15 protein-coding genes are annotated in these 16,397 nt (G+C 70.8%); 11 read left to right on the top strand and 4 right to left on the bottom strand.

From position 1 onward, the window contains the following. Window positions 1-34 precede the first annotated feature (34 nt). Entirely contained in the window at window positions 35-637 is a 603-nt protein-coding gene (locus QFZ21_RS05620; RefSeq protein WP_307375274.1) for a gamma carbonic anhydrase family protein, read from the top strand. A gap of 114 nt (window positions 638-751) precedes the next feature. On the opposite strand, the gene gdhA is transcribed toward QFZ21_RS05620, so the two are convergent. Together gdhA and QFZ21_RS05610 are read right to left on the bottom strand one after the other, a co-directional pair. Beyond that, complete coding sequence (gene gdhA / locus QFZ21_RS05615; RefSeq protein WP_307375271.1) at window positions 752-2,122, bottom strand: NADP-specific glutamate dehydrogenase; 1,371 nt, start codon at window positions 2,120-2,122, stop codon at window positions 752-754. A 138-nt stretch (window positions 2,123-2,260) separates the two neighbouring features. After that, window positions 2,261-4,978, bottom strand: a complete 2,718-nt coding sequence (locus QFZ21_RS05610; RefSeq protein WP_307375268.1) for a phosphoenolpyruvate carboxylase — start codon at window positions 4,976-4,978, stop codon at window positions 2,261-2,263. Window positions 4,979-5,063: 85 nt separating this feature from the next. On the opposite strand from QFZ21_RS05610, the gene QFZ21_RS05605 reads away from it, so the two are divergent. From QFZ21_RS05605 to QFZ21_RS05590, 4 genes are all read left to right on the top strand, one after another. Then, window positions 5,064-6,230, top strand: a complete 1,167-nt coding sequence (locus QFZ21_RS05605; protein WP_307375265.1) for a Na+/H+ antiporter NhaA — start codon at window positions 5,064-5,066, stop codon at window positions 6,228-6,230. A 90-nt stretch (window positions 6,231-6,320) separates the two neighbouring features. Further along, window positions 6,321-6,923, top strand: coding sequence for a MazG family protein (locus QFZ21_RS05600; protein ID WP_307381236.1), 603 nt, complete (start codon window positions 6,321-6,323; stop codon window positions 6,921-6,923). A 72-nt stretch (window positions 6,924-6,995) separates the two neighbouring features. Then, window positions 6,996-8,282, top strand: a complete 1,287-nt coding sequence (locus QFZ21_RS05595) for a HisS family protein (RefSeq protein WP_307381234.1) — start codon at window positions 6,996-6,998, stop codon at window positions 8,280-8,282. Between the two features lie 58 nt (window positions 8,283-8,340). Continuing rightward, window positions 8,341-9,159 (top strand): SGNH/GDSL hydrolase family protein, encoded by an 819-nt coding sequence (locus QFZ21_RS05590; RefSeq protein WP_373425999.1) that lies wholly within the window; start codon window positions 8,341-8,343, stop codon window positions 9,157-9,159. Here the strand turns inward: QFZ21_RS05590 and QFZ21_RS05585 are convergent. Next, window positions 9,128-9,655, bottom strand: a complete 528-nt coding sequence (locus tag QFZ21_RS05585) for a glyoxalase/bleomycin resistance/extradiol dioxygenase family protein (protein WP_307375264.1) — start codon at window positions 9,653-9,655, stop codon at window positions 9,128-9,130. The genes QFZ21_RS05590 and QFZ21_RS05585 overlap by 32 nt on opposite strands. 94 nt (window positions 9,656-9,749) lie before the next feature. Between QFZ21_RS05585 and QFZ21_RS05580 the strand changes: the two genes are divergently transcribed. Next, window positions 9,750-10,643, top strand: coding sequence for a helix-turn-helix domain-containing protein (locus tag QFZ21_RS05580; RefSeq protein WP_307375261.1), 894 nt, complete (start codon window positions 9,750-9,752; stop codon window positions 10,641-10,643). Here the strand turns inward: QFZ21_RS05580 and QFZ21_RS05575 are convergent. Beyond that, window positions 10,569-11,798, bottom strand: a complete 1,230-nt coding sequence (locus QFZ21_RS05575) for an APC family permease (protein ID WP_307375258.1) — start codon at window positions 11,796-11,798, stop codon at window positions 10,569-10,571. The two genes, QFZ21_RS05580 and QFZ21_RS05575, sit on opposite strands and share 75 nt — an antisense overlap. A 104-nt stretch (window positions 11,799-11,902) precedes the next feature. Between QFZ21_RS05575 and QFZ21_RS05570 the strand changes: the two genes are divergently transcribed. From QFZ21_RS05570 to eno, 5 genes are all read left to right on the top strand, one after another. Further along, window positions 11,903-12,301 carry a GntR family transcriptional regulator gene (locus tag QFZ21_RS05570; RefSeq protein WP_307375256.1) on the top strand — a complete coding sequence of 133 codons (399 nt, stop codon included), beginning with the start codon at window positions 11,903-11,905 and terminating at the stop codon, window positions 12,299-12,301. Beyond that, complete coding sequence (locus QFZ21_RS05565; protein WP_307375254.1) at window positions 12,298-13,335, top strand: DUF1648 domain-containing protein; 1,038 nt, start codon at window positions 12,298-12,300, stop codon at window positions 13,333-13,335. Before QFZ21_RS05570 ends, QFZ21_RS05565 begins: the two co-directional genes overlap by 4 nt. Further along, window positions 13,332-14,282 (top strand): CPBP family intramembrane glutamic endopeptidase, encoded by a 951-nt coding sequence (locus QFZ21_RS05560; RefSeq protein WP_307375252.1) that lies wholly within the window; start codon window positions 13,332-13,334, stop codon window positions 14,280-14,282. The genes QFZ21_RS05565 and QFZ21_RS05560 overlap by 4 nt, the downstream gene beginning before the upstream one ends. A gap of 31 nt (window positions 14,283-14,313) precedes the next feature. Beyond that, on the top strand, window positions 14,314-14,973 hold the full coding sequence (locus QFZ21_RS05555; protein WP_307375250.1) for an O-methyltransferase: 660 nt from the start codon (window positions 14,314-14,316) through the stop codon (window positions 14,971-14,973). A gap of 118 nt (window positions 14,974-15,091) precedes the next feature. Then, on the top strand, window positions 15,092-16,372 hold the full coding sequence (eno, locus tag QFZ21_RS05550) for a phosphopyruvate hydratase (RefSeq protein WP_307375248.1): 1,281 nt from the start codon (window positions 15,092-15,094) through the stop codon (window positions 16,370-16,372). Window positions 16,373-16,397 lie beyond the last annotated feature (25 nt).

The following is a 16,397-nucleotide window of genomic DNA, read 5'->3' as shown; positions in this document are numbered from 1 at the left end:
GCTCGAGCGTACCCATCGGGACTAGTCTGGCCGCATGTTGTACGAGCACCTCGGGGCTCGGCCCCGGATCCATGACACCGCCGTCATCGCTCCCACCGCCGTGATCTCCGGCGACGTGGAGATCGGTCCCGACTGCCAGGTGCTGCACGGCGCCGTGATCACCGCGGAGGGCGGCCCGATCACCCTCGGCGAGAACGTGATCGTGATGGAGAACGCACTCATCCGGGCGACGGCCGCCAACGCGGTGCACATCGGGGCGCACACGCTGATCGGCACGCTCGCGAGCATCGCCGGGGCGACCGTGGGGGAAGAGGTGTTCTTCGCTTCGGGCGCCCGCATCTTCAACGGCGCACTGGTCGGCGACCGCTGCGAGGTGCGGGTGAACGCGATCGTGCACCGCCGCGCCGTACTTCCCGCGGGGACCGTGGTGCCGATCGGCTGGGTGGCCGTCGGCGACCCCGTGCAGCTGCTTTCACCGGATCGGGAGGCCGAGATCACGGCCGCGCAGCCCGAACTCGACTTCCCCGGTCACGTGTTCGGCGTCGACCGCGACACCCCCGACCTGATGGTGCAGCTCACCGAGCGCTACGGCCGCTCCCTCGCGCGGCACGCGCACGATCGCGAGGTCACCCGGTAGCGGCATCCGCTTCCGGCTCGAACTTCGCAGAACGATACGAACTTCGCAGAGAATCCCGGGATATCTGCGAACTTCGCGCCGATCTGCGAAGAAGCGTGCCGCGCGGCATCCGCCTCAGATCACACCCTGCGCGAGCATCGCCGCAGCCACGCGCTCGAACCCGGCGATGTTCGCACCCGCCACGTAGTCGCCGCCGACCCCGTGCCGCTCGGCGGCATCGAACGCGGCGCTGTGGATGTCGCCCATGATCTCGCGCAGCTTGTTCTCGCTGTCGCCGAAGGTCCAGCGCTGGCGCGAGGCGTTCTGACTCATCTCCAGGGCGGAGGTGGCGACGCCACCGGCGTTCGCGGCCTTGCCCGGGGCGAACAGCACCCCGGCGGCCTGGAAGGCGTCGACCGCTCCGGGCTCGCAGGGCATGTTCGCACCCTCCGACACAGCGCGCACGCCGTGGGCGATCAGCGCCTCGGCATCGGCCTGGCTGACCTCGTTCTGGGTGGCGGACGGTACCGCGATGTCGACGGGCACCTCCCACACGCTGCCGCCTTCGACGAAACGGGCGCTCGGACGGCGGTTCGCGTACTCGACGATGCGGGCGCGCTCGACCTCCTTGAGCTGGCGGAGCAGGTCGAGATCGATGCCGGCGTCGTCGACGACGTAGCCGGAGGAGTCGGATGCCGTCACCGCGGTGGCGCCGAGCTGGGTGGCCTTCTGGATCGCGTAGATCGCGACGTTGCCCGAACCCGAGATGCCGACGCGCTTGCCGGCGAGGGAGTCGCCGTGCACGGCGAGCATCTCCTGCGCGAAGAACACCGCGCCGTAGCCGGTGGCCTCGGTGCGCACCTCTGCGCCGCCCCAGCCGGTTCCCTTGCCGGTGAACATGCCCGACTCGTGGCGGTTCGTGACCTTGCGGTACTGGCCGAAGAGGTAGCCGATCTCGCGGCCGCCGACGCCGATGTCGCCGGCGGGGACGTCAGTGTGCTCACCCAGGTGGCGGTACAGCTCGTTCATGAACGACTGGCAGAAGCGCATGACCTCGGCGTCGGACCGGCCGTGCGGATCGAAGTCCGATCCGCCCTTGCCGCCGCCGATGCCCTGACCGGTGAGCGCGTTCTTGAAGATCTGCTCGAACCCGAGGAACTTGATGATCGACAGGTTGACCGAGGGGTGGAAGCGCAGGCCGCCCTTGTACGGGCCGAGCACCGACGAGAACTGGATGCGGTAGCCGCGGTTGACCTGCAGCTTTCCGGCGTCGTCGACCCACGGCACGCGGAACAGGATCTGCCGCTCCGGTTCGACCAGACGTTCCAGGATGCCGCCGTCGACGTACTCCGGATGCCTCTCGAGCACCGGCGCGATGGAGTTCAGCACCTCGTGCACGGCCTGGTGGAACTCCGGCTCATACGGGCTGCGGGACAGCACCGTGTCGAAGACGGGCTGCACGGCGGCGGCGAGCGGGTGGAAGTCAGCGGCAGACGTAGCGGTCACGCAAAAGAGCTTTCTGGTCGGGACGGGCGCAGGCGATCGTGTCGCGTGAGGCGGGGGAGTGTCGTGGCCGGATCCGACCGATATTTCACTCTATCGGTGCCGCGGATGCGACGATCTCCGCGCCCTCGGCACCCCGCGTCACCCCGTGTTCTGCAGACCCGCCGCGACGCCGCTGACCGAGAGTAGGAGCAGCCGCTGCTGTTCCGCGTCTGCCCCGGACCCGCCGGCTTCCTCCGGTGCCGAGCGCAGCGCCCGCAGTGCGCGCAGCTGCAGCAGCGACAGCGCGTCGACGTAGGGGCTGCGCAACTGCACGGCTCGCTGCAGCACGGGCTTGTTCTCGAGCAGTCCTTTGCCACCGGTGAGCCGGATGACCCACCCTCGGGTGAGCGCCAGCTCGTCGAGTACGAGGGCCGCGAGGTCGTCGCGGTCGCCGAGGGCAAGGTACTGGCGGGCGATGCGCTCGTCGGTCTTCGCCAGGCTCATCGCGACGTTGTCGATCATGGTGCGCAGCAGCGGCCATTCGCGGTACGCCTCGGTGAGGAGCTCGGCGTCGCCGACGGCCTCCAGCGCCGTGCCGAGCCCGAACCAGCCGGCGAGGTTGATGCGCGCCTGCGTCCACGCGAAGACCCACGGGATCGCGCGGAGGTCTTCGAGCGACTCGACCGAGAGGCCGCGACGCGCGGGTCGGGAACCGAGGGCGAGCAGGCCGATCTCCTCCATGGGCGTCACTGTCGCGAACCAGGAGGCGAAGCCCTCGGCCTTCACGAGTGAGAAGAACCGCTCGCGCGACGTCCTGTCCATGATCGCGGCGACCTCGGCGTAGCGGGCCGCTGCGCTGCTGGTGCGCTGCTCCTCCGTCGGGGAGGAGGCGAGGAGGGTCGCAGCCGCGACCTGGTCGATGTGCCGCATCGCGATGGCCGGCTCGCCGTAACGGGCGAAGATGACCTCGCCCTGTTCGGTGAGCTTGAACCGGCCGTCGACCGAATGCGGAGGCTGGGCGAGGATCGCGGAGTTCGCCGGCCCTCCACCCCGACCGAGCGCGCCGCCACGGCCGTGGAACAGGGTCAGCTCGATGTCGGACTCCTGCGCCCAGCGGGCGATCTTCTCCTGCGCCTCGTACAGGGCGAGGTTCGCGGCGACGGGTCCCACGTCCTTCGACGAGTCCGAATAGCCGAGCATGACCTCGAGCCGGTTGCCGGTGGCAGCCATGCGCTCCCGGAACTCCGGGAAGGTCACGGCCTCGGCGAGGATCTCCGGCGCGGCCTGCAGGTCGGCGAAGGTCTCGAACAGCGGCACGACGTCGAGCACCGGGGGGGCGTCGTCACCCAGGGCGTGCCGGGCGAGGCGGTGCACGTTGGCCAGATCGGATGCCGCCTGCGTGAACGACACCACGTACCGACCGGCTGCGCGGAGGCCGCGATCGCGCTGGATCTCGGCGATCACGCGGAAGACCTCGAGGACCTCTTCGGTCTGCGCGCTGACGGCCTCGCCGGACTCGAGCTCGGCGAGCGCCTTCCTGTGCACCTGGGAGTGCTGACGGACCTCGAGCTCGGTGAGGTGGAAGCCGTAGGTCTCGACCTGCCAGATCAGGTGCTGCACCCCGCCGTAGGCGTGGCGCTTGGCGCCGGCATCCGCCAGCGACGACTGCACCGCGCGCAGGTCGGCGAGCAGTTCCTCGGGTCGCGAATACGGCTGCCCGCCGTCGCCGCGACGGGTCGCTGCGACGCGACGGGCGAGGATCAGCAGCACGCGCCGGTGCGGCTCGTCGGGCGAGCGCGTGGCGAGTTCTGCGGCGACCTCGGGCTCGGCGGCGGCGAACTGCTCCCAGAGCGCGGTGACGGCCGCGCTCGGCGGGGTGTCGTCGGCGGCGAGGGTGAGGGTGCGGCCGATGCGGTCGAGCGCCCGCTCCAGGCCGCGCAGCACGTGGTCGGCGGCGATCTGCGACGCCTCGCGCGTGACGGATGCCGTGACGAAGGGGTTGCCGTCGCGGTCGCCGCCCACCCAGGATCCGATCCGCACGAACGCCGGCACGATCGGGGCGCTGGAGCCCGAGTCCTCGCCGCGCAGCGCGTCGTCGATGCGGCGATACACGTGCGGCACCGTCGTGAACAGCGTCTCGTCGAAGACGCCCATGACCGTGCGCACCTCGTCGGTGGGCGACGGCTTCTGCGAGCGCAGGGGCGCGGTGCGCCAGAGCGTCTCGATCTCCTCCAGCATCCGGCGGTGGGCACGGTGCTGTTCGGAGCCGCCCTCGCTCGCGGCATCGTGCTGCGTGAGGAGCTCGGAAAGACGGCGGATGCTCGAAGACACGGCGCGACGGCGCGCCTCGGTCGGGTGCGCGGTGAAGACCGGGTGGAAGCGCAACCCCGCCAGGCGGCGGCGGGCCTCGTCGTCGCCGACCTCGCTGCGCAGCTGCGCGTAGGCCGTGGCGACGGTGTCGGCGGTACGCCCAGCGGTCGCCGAATCCGATGACGGCACGGGCTGCCCGGCGCGTTCGCGCAGCACGCGCACGCGCTGATGCTCCTCGGCCAGGTTCACCAGGTGGAAGTAGCACGTGAACGCCCGAGCGACCTCGTCGGCGCGGGCGACGGTGAACGATTCGGCGATCGCGGCCGCACGGTCGAACGCGCCGGGAGTCTCCTCGTCGTAGGCCTGGATCGTCGCGAGCCGCAGCCGCTCGACGTCGTCGAACAGCTCGTCGCCTCCGGCCTCGCGCAGCACCTGGCCGAGGAGCATGCCGAGCATCCTGACATCGGATCTCATCGCATCCGGGATGCCGCGGCCGGCTTCGAAGCGGCCGATCACGCGGATGGCCTCGGTGTTCGTGGGCTCGGGAAAATCGTGTGCGGGGGTCACCACACGAGAGTATCGCCGTCGGTCGGGGTGCTCTGAACGCATGACGCCCGACGACACCCGAGAGGGGCGACCTACCATGGAGGGGATGCGCATCTCAGCGAACCCCCTCCGCGGGCAGCAGTTCCCCGCCGTCCTCCTGCTCGTCGCCGCGGGTCTCGGGCTGCTGCTGGCGAACCTGCCGACGCACGATGCGCTCGCCGCGGTGCTCGACTTCCACATCGCGGTGCCAGGGACCGGGCTCGATCTCTCCGTCGCGCACTGGGTGTCGGATGGCCTGCTCGCCGTGTTCTTCCTCGTGGTGGCGATCGAGTTGCGGCACGAGCTGACCCACGGTGAGCTCGACTCTCCGCGCAAGGCCGTGCAACCGGCGATCGCGGCCGCCGGGGGCGTACTGGTGCCGATCGCGGTGTACCTGCTGATCGCCGGCAGCGGCGACACCGCGCTGGGATGGCCCATTCCGACGGCGACCGACATCGCGTTCGCGCTGGGAGTGCTGGCCATGTTCGGCCGCGGACTTCCCTCGACCGTTCGCGTCTTCCTGCTGGCGCTGGCGATCCTCGACGACATCATCGGCATCATCTTCATCGCCGTGCTCTTCGCCCACGACGTGCAGTGGTTGCTGTTCGGTCTCGCGATCGTCGGCGTCGTGGCCTTCTGGCTCCTCAGCCGACTGCTGCACGAGAAGGGGCATGCGGCGATCGGCGTGGCCATGGTCATCGTCGCGGTGATCACCTGGGGCCTGGTCGCGGCATCCGGCATCCACGCCACGATCGCCGGCGTGCTGCTCGGCCTGGTCATGTCGCCGGTGCCCGCCGGACGCACCCGCCACGCGCTCGAGCCGACCGTCAACGGCGCGATCCTGCCGATCTTCGCGTTCGTCGCGGCCTTCGTGGTGATCCCCGCCCTCTCGCCGACGCAGCTGTCGCCGGCCTTCTGGGCGATCGTGGTCGCACTCCCGGTCGGCAAGATCGTGGGCATCTCCCTGTTCGGCTGGATCGCCATGCGCATCCGTCCGAAGGGGGTGCCTCCGGCGCTGCCGTTCGCGGACATCGTCGCCGCCGGTGCGCTGGGCGGCATCGGCTTCACGGTATCCCTGCTGCTCGCCAACCTCGCCTTCGCCGCTGATGGCAGCATCCGCGACCAGGCCATCCTCGGAGTGCTCGTCGGCTCGCTGATCGCCCTCGTGCTCTCCGGCATCATCGTATCGTTGCGTGCCCGCTGGTACCGTCGGGTCGCACCGGCGTCGTCCTGAGCCGTGGTCGGATCCGACGGGAGAATCGTGAGCGCTGAGACCGAACCGCAGGGTGGAGCGAGCGACCCGCTGCGCGCCGCGGCAGAGACGATGCGCGAGGTGCGCGAGCATTGCGTGTGGTCGCAGCGCATCACGCACCGCGATCTCGTGCCGTATCTGATCGAGGAGTCGCACGAGGTGATCGACGCCGTCGAGAGCGGCACGCGCGACGATCTGCGCGAGGAACTGGGAGACCTCCTCTGGCAGGTGCTGTTCCATGCCGCGATCGCCGCGCAGGACCCGGAAGACCCCTTCGACATCGACGACGTGGCGCGCACGCTGACCGAGAAGATGGTGCGGCGGCATCCGCACGTCTTCGCGGGCGAGGTCGCCGAGACACCCGAGCAGGTGCTCGTGCACTGGAACGCGGCGAAGGCGGCCGAGAAGCGCACGCGCACGAGCGTGCTCGACGGGGTGCCGCGGGGGATGCCCGCACTGGCCCTGGCGCAGAAGCTCGTCGGCCGCGCCTCGGGGGTCGGAGCGGACCTTCCGCACCAGCCCGTGGCCGCGCCGACGACCGAGGCCGAGCTCGGTGACGCGCTCCTCGCACTCGTGGCGACCGCGCGTACCGAGGGCTGGGACGCCGAGCGAGCGCTGCGCGAACGGCTGCGGATGCTGGAGGACGAGGTCCGCGCCGCGGAAGCCGCTTCCTGAGGCGTCGAGGCGCGGACCCTCCGGCCGACCTGGGAAGATGGTTCCGTGGCCACTGTGAACCCGCCGCGCGGCATGCGCGACATCCTCCCCGCCGACAAGACCCGCCGTGAGCGCGTGCTCTCCGTCATCCGTGACCGGTATCTCGCGCACGGATTCGACGAGATCGAGACCCCGGTCGTGGAGGATTACGACCGCCTGCACGCGGGCATCGGCGGAGACAACGAGAAGCTCTCGTACAACGTGCTGCGCCGCGGGCTCGACGCCGACGGCATCCGGGCCGCCGCCGACGACCCGGCAGCGCTCTCCGACCTCGGGCTGCGGTACGACCTGACCGTGCCGCTCGCGCGCTTCTACGCCAGCAATCGCGGACAACTTCCCGGTGTGTTCCGCTCGATCCAGATCGGACCGGTCTGGCGGGCCGAGCGTCCGCAGAAGGGTCGCTACCGACAGTTCGTGCAGTGCGACATCGACATCATCGGCGACGACTCGTCGCGTGCGGAGGCCGAGCTCATGGTCGCCTCCCTCGACGCGGTCGATGCGCTCGGCCTGGACGGCGCGACCGTGCGCATCAACGATCGGCGCGTGCTCGACTGGATGCTGGACAGCTTCGGCTTCACCGCCGAGGAGCGCCCCGGCGTGCTGATCACGATCGACAAGCTCGACAAGATCGGCCCGGAGGGCGTCGCGGCCGAACTCCGTGAGCGTGCGATCCGGGCCGAGAGCAGCACCGCGCCCGTGGACGCCTTCGAGGCGTTTCTGCGGCGCCCGCAGACGATGGAATACCACCCGTTCGGCGAGCGTCAGATCCGCAAGGCGCTGCCTGACGGCGCTCCGGACGACATCGTCGGGCACCTGGTCGGCATCGGTGAAGCCGTGGCCGCCGGACGCCCGTCGGCCGGCTCTCCGACGGAGCCCGAGTCCGAGATCCCGCTCGTCTTCGACCCGTTCCTGGTACGCGGGATGGGCTACTACACCGGCACGATCTTCGAACTCGCGCACCCCTCCGTCGACTACTCGCTCGGCGGCGGCGGGCGCTACGACGGCATGATCGGACGCTTCCTCGGTCAGCAGGTGCCCGCCGTCGGGTTCTCGCTCGGATTCGAGCGTCTCGTCGACCTGCTCTCGCTCGACGCGGACGCCGCGGCGCAGGCGGTCGTGCTCGTCCACGACGCCGATGTGCCGGTCGCCGAGCTCGTCGCGCACAAGGCGCGGCTCATCGCCGGGGGAGCCCGGGTGCGGCTGGAGCGTCGCACCAAGAACCTCAAGGCGCTGCTCGAGCGTTCCGCCGCCGACGGCTACACGTCGTTCGCGACGGTCTCGGCGGGCGCGGGCGAGCTGGAGCTCAAGCCGCTGGCCTGAGCCGCGACCGGCGGAGCGCGTTCACGCCCCGTTCACGGCGGTCCTGTCGAATCACGGTGTGAGCCGCTTCCGTGTCCTCGCCGTCGGGGGTCTCGCCGCCGGCCTCGTCTCGGCGACCGCGCTCGTCGGCCTCCGTCTGGTCCTCACCCGACAGGCCGCGATCGCGAGAGAACGGATCGGCAAGCCGCTCGGCGAGGACTCCCTCGACGCGGATCGCGTCTGGCGACGAGCTCTCGACGGCGAGCCGCTCGACCTTCTCGTCCTCGGCGACTCGATCGCCGCGGGGCTCGGTGCCGAGCGGCGCAAGGACACCCTCGGCGGGCGTCTCGCGAAGGGCACGGCCCGACGGATCCGGCGGCCGGTGCGTCTGCACACCGGGGCCGTCGTCGGCTCCGAATCGCCCGACCTCCCCGCGCAGCTCGACGCTCTGCCGGAGAACTACCGCCCGCACGTCGCCGTGATCGTGGTCGGGGGCAACGACGTCACCCATCGGCTGCCCGTGTCGCTCTCCGCCCAGCACCTGCACGAGACGATCCGACGCCTGCGTCAGCGAGGGGTCGAAGTCGTCGTCGGCACCTGCCCCGACCTCGGCGCGCTCCGACCCGTGCCGCAGCCGTTGCGCCGACTCGCGTCGGGCATGTCGCGCCGCCTCGCCGACATCCAGGCCGAGACCGCGCGCCACGCGGGAGCGGAGCCCGTCGATCTGCGACGCGCGGTCGGGCCGATGTTCTTCGATGAACCGGAGGCGATGTTCAGCCTCGACCGCTTCCATCCGAGCGCCCTCGGCTACCGGCGCACCGCCGAGGCCCTGCTTCCGGCCGTGTGCCGGGCAGCCGAGGCGGCGGTCAGCTCGCGTCGTCGGCCGGGGCAGAGCTGAACGCCTCCGCCCACTCGGCGACACGGCGGCTGCTCTCCTCGTCGGAGATATCCTCGACGCGGGTCATCACCGACCAGCGCACCCCGAACGGATCGCGGATGCTGGCGAACCGGTCGCCCGACACGAAGGGCGCCGGTGCTTCGCGCACGGTGGCTCCAGCGGCGACGGCCTTCTCGACCACGGCGTCGACGTCCGAGACGTAGAGCCCCATCGAATAGCAGTCGTCGTCCCCGGCGGGGGAGGGGACGAGGTGGTAGTCGGGGCTCGGCTCGCCGAGCTGGAGGAGGCCGAGCCCGAAGTCGAGGTCGGCGTGCGCGACGACGCCGCCGAACTCGGTGACGTCGACGACCCGCGCACCGAACACGTCGCGGTAGAACTCGATCGCCTGCTTCGCGCCGGGGATCGCCAGGAACGGGGTGAGCGAGGTCGCGCTGTTCGGGCGTCCGTCGGTCGTGTAAGTGCCGGTCAAACCTGTGGTGGGGGTCTCGTCAGTCATGCCCTCACGGTAGGTCGGGACGGATGCCGCCGGCTTGAAGATCCGCGACAGGTTCGGATCCCTCGGTGTCGGGGCCGGACCCTACGCTGAGCCCATGGTGAATCCGACCCGCGGCATCCTGTATCCGGCACGATTGCCCGAGTTCCATCGGCTGCTGGCGCCCGCCGAGGTGGCGGACCTCGTCGCCTGGTTCTGGATCCCCGAGTGGGACATCGAGCCGGGGCGCTCCTCCCGGCAGGAGATCGTGTCGTATCCGGCGCTCAATCTGGTCGTCGAGCCGGAGGGCGTGTCGCTGGCCGGGGCGACGACCCGCGCGTCCCACCGCGACCTGCGCGGACGGGGCTGGGCGGTGGGGGCACTGCTGCGCCCTGCCGCGGTGGCCGCGCTCGTCGAGGAGCCGGCCGCGCTGATCGATGCCGAGACCCCGATCGATGCGCCCGAGCTCCTCGCTGCCGTCACGGCGGACATGGCATCCGGCGACGGGCACCGGGAACGCGCGGTCGCCTCATTCTCGGGCTGGCTGCGCGCGAGGGTCGGCCGACCGGACGACGCGGCGCTGCAGGCCAACGGGTTGTTCGACGCGCTCATGGGGGAGGGGGCCGTCCTCACCCCGGAAGAGGCCGCGATCCGCCTCGCCGTGTCGCTGCGCACACTGCAGCGGATGACGCACCGTCACATCGGACTTTCGCCCGCCGCGATGATCCGTCGTCGTCGCCTGCAGGAGGCCGCCCAGCTCGTGCGGGAGGAGCCCACCGCAGATCTCTCGACGATCGCTGCCGAACTCGGCTACTCCGACCACGCGCATCTGACGCGCGACTTCCAGGCTGTGCTCGGTGTCGCGCCGCGGAGCTATCGCGCCGAGTCTGCGGCGGAATCCGCGGCGGAATCCGCGGAGGGTGGATCAGCAGACGGGTCAGCCGCGCGCGAGGCGCAGGCGCAGCATCCGGTATCCGACGCCGAGCGCGACGACGCCCGTCCCGACGAGTGACGCGACGACGGGCAGGCTGTTCACGAGCACCAGGCAGCCGAGCGCCCCGACCACCTGCAGCGCGCGCGGATAGCGACGCGCAGATCCTGACTGCCGGAATGCCGCCGCATTGGCGATCAGGTAGTACAGCAGCACGCCGAAGGACGAGAAGCCGATCGCGTCGCGGAGATCGGCGACGAGCACGATCGCGATGACGACGACCCCCACCGCGATCTCGGCGCGCTGGGGAACCTGATGGCGCGCGTCGATCTTCGCGAGGAATCGCGGGACGTCGCTCTCCCTGGCCATCGCAAGCGTCGTGCGGCCGATTCCTGTCAGCAGTGCGAGCAGTGCGCCGAGGGATGCCGCGGCGGCGGCGACCCGGACGACGGGCTCGAGCGCCGGCCACCCGGCGGTGACGAGCAGGTCGGCGAGGGGCGCCGGTGAGCCGATCACGTCGGCGCCGAGCACGAGCACCACCGAGACGCCGACGAGCGCGTAGACGACGATGGCGCCGCCGAGGGCGAGCACGATCGCGCGCGGGATGGTCCGCGCGGGATCGACGACCTCTTCACCCATGGTGGCGATCCGCGCGTAGCCGGCGAAGGCGAAGAACAGCAGCCCCGCGCCCTGGAGGACGCCGTACGCGGTGGCGGCGGGCAGCGGCGCCGGCGATGACGAGGATGCCGATCCGAGCCCCGCCGCGACGACCACGGCCAGCCCCAGCAGTGAGCAGACCACGAGGATCCGGGTCAGGAGCGCGGTTCGCGTCACGCCGAAGCAGTTGACCGCGGCGAGGGCGGCCACCGCGACCACCGCCACCGGCACCTGCCACCCCGCCGGCGCCGCGTAGGCCGCGAAGGTCATTGCCATGGCCGCACAGCTGGCGATCTTGCCGATCACGAAGCTCCAGCCGGCGATGAACCCCCACCACGGCCCGATCTCGGCGCGGGCGTAGGCGTAGGTGCCGCCGGCGACGGGATGGGCGGCCGCGAGCTGCGCCGAAGCAGTGGCGTTGCAGTACGCCACGACGGCGGCGATCGCGAGCGCGATGAGGATCCCGCTTCCGGCGACCCCGATCGCGGGCGCCCACACGGCGAAGACGCCGGCGCCGATCATCGAGCCGAGTCCGATCGCCACGGCATCGGCGAGGGTCAGTCGGCGGGCGAGAGGCATGGCGACATCGTCGCACGGGTGGGTGGACGGATGGTGGCCACAGAGTGGTGATAAGTTGTTATAGTTGGGATAGAACAACTAGAGATTCGCCAGAGGGGGTCCGGATGCTCATCAGAGTCGATACCGAGAGTCCGCGGCCGCTGTTCGACCAGGTGGCAGCATCCGTCCGCTCCGACATCCTGGCCGGCACGCTGGTGCCGGGCGACCGGCTTCCCGCCGCCCGGGATGTCGCCGAAGCGCTCGAGATCAATCAGCACACCGTCCTGCACGCCTACCAGCGGCTGCGCGACGAGGGGCTCGTCGACCTCCGACGCGGCAGGGGAGCGGTGATCGCCGCATCCGCAGCTCCCCTCGCCGAACTCGCGCAGGAGATCGACGCGCTGGTGCACCGCGCCGGCGCACTCGGCGTCTCCGCCGAGACACTCGCCGGCATCGTGCGCACGCACCGCGATGCCCGACCCGACACGAACACCGCCGCGAGACACGCAGAGGAGTCAGCATGACCACTCACGACCTGACCCGCACGCCGCCGCCGCTTCTGCGCCGCGCGCGCCTCACCTTCTTCCTCGTCGCGGTGGTCGCACCGGTGGTGTTCGCGACGGTCGGCGTCATCACGCTCCTCGTCTGGTCGCCCTCGCTGCCCGACCAGGTCGCCACCCACTGGGGTCCCTCCGGCGCGGATGCGTTCGGACCCGCGAGCGGCTACCTCTGGATCCTGCTCGGCGTGGGCATCGGCCTTCCCGCCCTCATGGCGGTCACGACACTCGTCGCGGTCGGCGCCCACTGGGGCGGCGCTCCGCGGTTGATGGGCGCGCTGGGCGCGGGACTCGCCGCGCTCGCGATGACGATGACTCTCGGCTCGCTCGCGATCCAGCGCGATCTCGTCGATCCGTCCGCCGCCCCAACCGACGTGCCGGGGATCGGCGGCGTGATCGGTCTCTCCTTCGCCGCGCTCCTGATCGTCGGTGCTGCCGCGTGGGCCGTGCAGCCCCGGGTGCACCCCGAACCCGCCCGAACGCTGGAACCACGGCACACGGTGCACGTCGCCGAGGGGGAGCGGGTCGTCTGGCTGGCGACGACCTCGATGCCGCGGGCGGCGGTCGCCGCGCTGCTCCTTCTCCTGGTCGGACTCGTCGCGCTCGCCGCCTTCATGCTCGGCACCGGTGTCGAGGGCGGGTGGGTCGTCGCTGCCGTGGTGATCGTCGTCGCCGTCGCGCTGGCCGCGACCGCCGTCTTCCGAGTGCGCGTGACGCCGGACGGGTTCGCCGCGCGCGCACTGCTGGGGTGGCCGCGCGTGACGATCCCGCTCGACGAGATCGAATCGGCGCGCGCCGTCGACATCTCGCCGTTCGGCGACTTCGGCGGCTGGGGCTGGCGGATCGCCGTCGACGGACGGACGGGAATCGTCATGCGACGAGGATCGGCTGTCGAGATCACCCGGCGCGACAAGCGACCGTTCATCGTCACCATCGACGGCGCAGCCGAAGCGGCCGCGCTGTTGCAGACCTACGTCGACCACGGAAGGGCGACCTCATGACCGACACCCACCACTCTCCGCGTCACGTGCCCTGGTCGGCCGTCGTCGTCTTCACCGTCGCCGCCTGCGGTCTCGCATGGCTCGTGGCCCTGCCGCTCTGGCTGGGCGACGGTCTCGCCGAGCCGATCGCCGGCCTGCTGCTCCCCGTGATGATGCTCGCCCCCGCCGCCGCCACGCTCCTCGTCGTGTTCGTCCTGCGGGTCCCCGCGCGAGGAGAGCGTGCGCGCTTCCTCGGCCTGTGGCCGCTGCGACCCGCCAAGCGCGTCGTATGGCTCATGGTCGCGGCCTGGCTCGCGCCGCCGCTGCTTGTCGTGCTCAGCATCGTCGTGGCGGCCGGGCTCGGATTCGTGCGGCTCGATCTCACCTTCGCGGCGTTCGCCGCGCAGATCGAGGCAGCTCTGCCTGCCGGTGCCCCGATGCCCCCGGTCGGGGTCGTCGTGTTCGCGCAGCTCGCGCTGATCCCGGCGGCCGCGCTCATCAACGCGCTCCCCGCATTCGGGGAGGAGCTCGGATGGCGCGGCTGGCTGCTTCCGGCTCTGCGACCCCTCGGCACCTGGCCTGCGCTGATCCTCAGCGGTGCGATCTGGGGCTTCTGGCACAGTCCGGTCATCCTGCTGGGCTACAACTTCGGTCGCACCGACATCACCGGCGTCCTGTTCATGATCGGCGGATGCGTCGTCTGGGGCATCCTGCTCGGCTGGCTGCGGCTTCGCTCGGCATCCGTCTGGCCGGCGGTGATCGCTCACGGTTCACTGAACGCCGCCGCCGGAATGATCCTGATCTTCGCTGCGACGCAGCCCGATCTCGCCCTTGCCGGTCCGCTCGGGGTGTCCGCGTGGATCGTCATCGCCGTGGTCGTCGTCGTGCTCACGCTCACCGGGCAGTTCCGACAGCAGCCCGAACTCGCCGACGCACCGGGACGGCTGCTCTCCGCACCGCGCTCTTGACGCGCTCCCGGGCCGACGGTTGGCTGAGGGGATGGAATCCACCCCCGCAGCCTGGTCGCAGACCGACTCCTTCCTCGTCGACACGCTCGTCGGGTCCGACGCGGCCCTCGAGGCAGCACTCGCTGCACAGCGCGACGCCGACATGCCGGAGATCGAGGTGGCGCCCGTCGCCGGCAAGCTCCTCGACCTCCTGATCCGCATCAGCGGAGCGCGCCGCGTGCTCGAGATCGGGACGCTCGGCGGATACTCGACGATCTGGATGGCGCGTGCCGTCGGCGACGAGGGGCGGGTCGTGACGATCGAGGCCGAAGCCGCCAACGCCGCGGTCGCCCGCGCGAGCATCGACGCCGCAGGCGTCGGCGAGCGCGTCGACATCCGTGTCGGACGCGGCGCCGATGTGCTGCCCACCCTGGTGGGCGGCTTCGATCTGGTCTTCATCGACGCCGACAAGGAGTCCAACACCGTCTACCTCGACTGGGCCGCGAAGCTCGGCCACCCTGGAACGCTGATCGTGCTCGACAACATCGGTCGCGAAGGGGAGATCGTGCGCGACGACTCGACGGACTCGAAGGTGAACGGCACGCGCGACGGGCTTCGGATGCTGGGGGAGGACCCCCGGTTCGACGCGACGGCGCTCCAGACGGTCGGCGCGAAGGGGTGGGACGGCATCGCGCTCGCCCTCGTCGTGTGACGCCGGACTCCGCCGTCCCCGCCAGGATCGATCCCTGAGCCCATCGGAGCGCGGGGCTAGACTGAGCGCGGACCGACGACGCTCCACACACCCTTCTCTCTGAACAAGGAGCACATCAGTGGCACTGATCGAGGCTGTAGGCGCACGCGAGATTCTCGACTCGCGCGGAAACCCGACCGTCGAGGTGGAGGTGCTCCTCGACGATGGCATCGTCCAGCGGGCCGCCGTCCCCTCCGGTGCATCCACCGGCGCCTTCGAGGCGTACGAGCTGCGTGATGGCGACAAGAGCCGTTACGGCGGCAAGGGCGTGCTGAAGGCCGTCGACGCCATCATCGACGAGCTCGGACCGGCTCTCGAGGGCGTCGAGGCCAGCGAGCAGCGCATCGTCGACGAGATCCTCAACGAGGTCGACGGCACCGAGAACAAGAAGCGCGTCGGCGCCAACGCGATCCTGGGCGTCAGCCTCGCGGTCGCCAAGGCCGCGGCCGACTCGGCCGACCTGCCGCTGTTCCGCTACCTCGGCGGCCCGAACGCGCACGTGCTGCCCGTTCCGCTGTTCAACGTCATCAACGGCGGCGAGCACGCCGACAACGGCATCGACATGCAGGAGTTCTTCCTCGCGCCGATCGGCGCCGAGACCTACTCCGAGGCGCTCCGCTGGGGCGTCGAGACGTACCACGTGCTGCGCGCCGAGCTGAAGGCCGCCGGCTACGCCACGGGCCTCGGCGACGAGGGCGGCTTCGCCCCCGACCTGCCCAGCAACCGCGAGGGCCTCGACTTCCTGGTGAAGGCGATCGAGAAGGCGGGCTTCACTCCCGGCACCGACATCGCCCTGGGCCTCGACGTCGCGGCGACCGAGTTCTTCAAGGACGGCGTCTACCGTCTCGACAACAAGGACTGGGACGCCGCCGCGCTCACCGAGTACTACGTCGGCCTGGTCAACGACTTCCCGATCGTCACGATCGAAGACGCTCTCGCCGAGGATGACTGGGACAACTGGAAGCACCTCACCGACGTTCTGGGCTCCAAGGTCCAGCTGGTCGGCGACGACCTCTTCGTCACCAACCCGACGCGTCTGGCAGAGGGGATCAAGCGCGGCGTCGCCAACTCGCTGTTGGTCAAGGTCAACCAGATCGGCACGCTCACCGAGACGTTCGACGCGGTCAGCCTGGCGCAGCGCTCCGGCTACACGGCGATGCTCTCGCACCGCTCCGGTGAGACCGAGGACACCACGATCGCCGACCTGGCCGTCGCCACCAACGCGGGTCAGATCAAGGCGGGTGCGCCTGCTCGCAGCGAGCGCGTCGCGAAGTACAATCAGCTTCTGCGCATCGAAGAGGAACTGGGCGATGCCGCGGTGTTCGCCGGTCGCTCGGCCTTCCCGCGCTCGCAGGCCTGAGTGCAGCTGATTTAGACGAGACCGC

Origin of the sequence: Microbacterium sp. W4I20 (assembly GCF_030816505.1) — a bacterium.
In the GTDB taxonomy this organism is placed as follows: domain Bacteria; phylum Actinomycetota; class Actinomycetes; order Actinomycetales; family Microbacteriaceae; genus Microbacterium.
This window is presented reverse-complemented; position numbering and strand designations above follow the sequence as displayed.